Genomic DNA, 2,858 nt, shown 5'->3' on the forward strand with positions numbered 1-2,858 from the left:
TTTCTATACAAGTGGCAGACCAAGAACATTACAGCATTTTTGACGAAGTGCGCCCAAGTGGAAAATATGTATTTGTGCGTCATGACTGGGAGAAAAAACAATACCCGGATGATGTCACTGTTATTGAAAGCCGTGGTGACTACCCTTATGTGACTATCCGCGCCCAGGTCTACACTGAAACCGACCTTCCAAATGTACGTCAATGGCAAGAAAAGTTATCTATAAATGGTGTGTCTAAGACATTGGAATTCACTAATCCAATTCAATTTACCCTAGATACACACGATGTATATGAGCAAAATGACGGGCTGCTAGCGAAAGCCGTTGATTACTCAGTTGAAGACTATAAAAATACCGCCCGTTATTTAGGCTGGGTGATGAGCAGCGGTACCTATGATAATGACAATATTGGCGCATTTGGTCCGATTGACAGTGAAGAGCCAAGAAGTGATGACCCAATTGTTCGTGGTGCAGCTATGTTTGGTCACCTTGGTTTCCCTGCAACACATGCTTTTTATACCATGGAACCAACAAACTGTGATGGTGAAATACTGATGGGTGGTAAACCTTATGTGGTCACCATGCCTTATAAAGCGGACGTGAAAGAGTTTTGGTCTCTGACACGTTATAGCGGACTGACTCGCAACACGCTCCCTAACGCACAGGACGTTTACAACGCTTACAATACCAAACCCGATGTAAACGGAGATATCACGGTTACCTTTAGTGTAGAAGATCCTAAAGACGGCAGCTACTGGATGCCAGTTAATGCGGGTGAACCCTATTACTATGTTGAACGTTTCTACTTGCCGAACGATTATAATAATTTCTCTACCATTAAGAAACGTTGTGCTAAATAAAAGGCATGTAGAGTGAGATAAAGGGAGCGAATACGCTCCCTTTATCTCTTTTGCTTATCTAAAAAAGTGATAACTAAAAACGTGGGTAAATCACGTCAAATCAATATTACTGCACCAGCCAAGATATTCACATTAGTAATATGAGCGCCAACACAAAGACCAAATAAAGCAATTAACCCACCCACAACAATCAAATTTGAATAACTGTTATACCTAACAAATAATGAGTTCGATTGATAAAGTTGCGTCATCGAAATCGTATAACTAAATAAGAGGAATTATTATGAAAAAATCAATTGTTGCATGTGCTGTTGCGTTATCTGCTTTGACAGGTGCGGTCTCTGCTACTAGTGTAGATCAAGATAAATACTCATCAGCTGAACTCAATACATTTATTGAACATGATGTAGGTGTTGTATTGAATGTCTTATTTAAAGACAACTGGAACATGATGCGTCAGCTACCTTTAACTAACTTTGAAAATCAATTCATTGTTCGTCCTAATCAAGATACTTTGTACTCAGTTGGTCGTTATGATATCTCACAAGGTTACATCCTTGTTGAGATGCCTGAAACTGATCGTTATATGAGCTTAATGATTTATGATTTAGATCATTACATTGCTGATGGCGGTACTGTTGTAAACGCCGAGAAGCCTGTCGTTATTGTCAAAACTGGTAATCCTGTACCAGATATTGATGCTACTGTAGTGTTTGTTGAAACAGACATCACTTCATTCGCACTTCGTACTCTTGTACGTGGAGCAGATGATGCAGAAGCAGCTTTTGCAGACCAAAGCGAGATTAAAATCACTAGCACTGGTTTAAAAGCTCGCAATGACGTAATGCCTATGCCTCTTAGTCAAGAGAAGCATGGTGAGATGAGTTCTTACTTGAAAGACTATCTCGCACAAGGCTTAGAGTCTGGTGACGTTCGTATAAATGACATATTCGCTTACCGTAGTGACACAATGACTGACCTTAACCGTGCGGCTGGTGTTGATATGGGTCAAGGTGCATTAGCCGCTGACCAAGCTTTATATGACATGTCATTTGCTGATACAGATGGTAATCTTTACCAACCCCATACTCACTATACAGTGACAGTCCCTGCTGATATCCCTGTTGACCACTTCTGGTCCGCTACAGTGTATGATAGTGAAGGTAAGTTCATGGACTTCGACATCAATGCACTTAATGATAAGTTTGCTGTTAAGAATGCTGATGGTTCAACTACCCTTAACTTCGGTAGCTGTAACAACGGTGAAGTGAACTGTATCAATACAGGTGATGGTTCATGGAATCTTCTTTACCGCTACTACGGTCCTCATGGGGCTATTGCAGATGGTACATGGAAAACTATCCATGCTGAACTGGTAATATAAGTAATAGTGATTAACTCAAAGCCATTTTTCAAGCCTTAATTGACCTGACAAGTGGTGAGGCAATAATTGAGATCCCTAAAATCTTAGCTAAATAATCTCAATACAGTTATCTAAGCCTCCTTTTCGGAGGCTTTTTTGATCATTAACCTATTGCTTATTTGTTCGACCTGCAGCTTCTATTTTAGAAGCTGGCAACTGAGCTGGAAATCATCTAATAAACTCAATATGTTTACCTGCCACATTAAATTTTTATTTATATATATCCAGCAGCACGAATGAACTTACCTGACTTTAAGACCAGTAAAGAAAACATCATCATAGACGCATGGCTGCACCATTATAATCCCTTGCCTGCTTCAAACAGATATCGCCAGCAGCTAAACCGAATACAGTGGAATTTTTAATAACAGTATCAATTGCCAAATGGAATTTAGTGACGTTTTTTTATTTATGTATTCACAATAGAAATCTATCTATTTTTTAATATTTATTACAGCCAATTGTTATTTTCATTGACTACAATAAAAATTGACATACACAATATCCCGTATTCCCTGCGCATTTATATGCCATTCAACAAGTGCCTTAATGTGGATAGTAAAGGTTCTATGCTG

2 protein-coding genes are annotated in these 2,858 nt (G+C 39.1%); both read left to right on the top strand.

The annotated features are described in order from the left end of the window. A partial coding sequence (locus AC4GME_RS17955) for a DUF1214 domain-containing protein (protein ID WP_490379953.1) occupies nt 1–860 on the top strand: 860 nt, incomplete at its 5' end. 283 nt (nt 861–1,143) lie between these two features. Continuing rightward, nucleotides 1,144–2,244 carry a DUF1214 domain-containing protein gene (locus AC4GME_RS17960; protein WP_490378281.1) on the top strand — a complete coding sequence of 367 codons (1,101 nt, stop codon included), beginning with the start codon at nt 1,144–1,146 and terminating at the stop codon, nt 2,242–2,244. Nucleotides 2,245–2,858 lie beyond the last annotated feature (614 nt).

Source organism: Psychromonas sp., assembly GCF_983033635.1.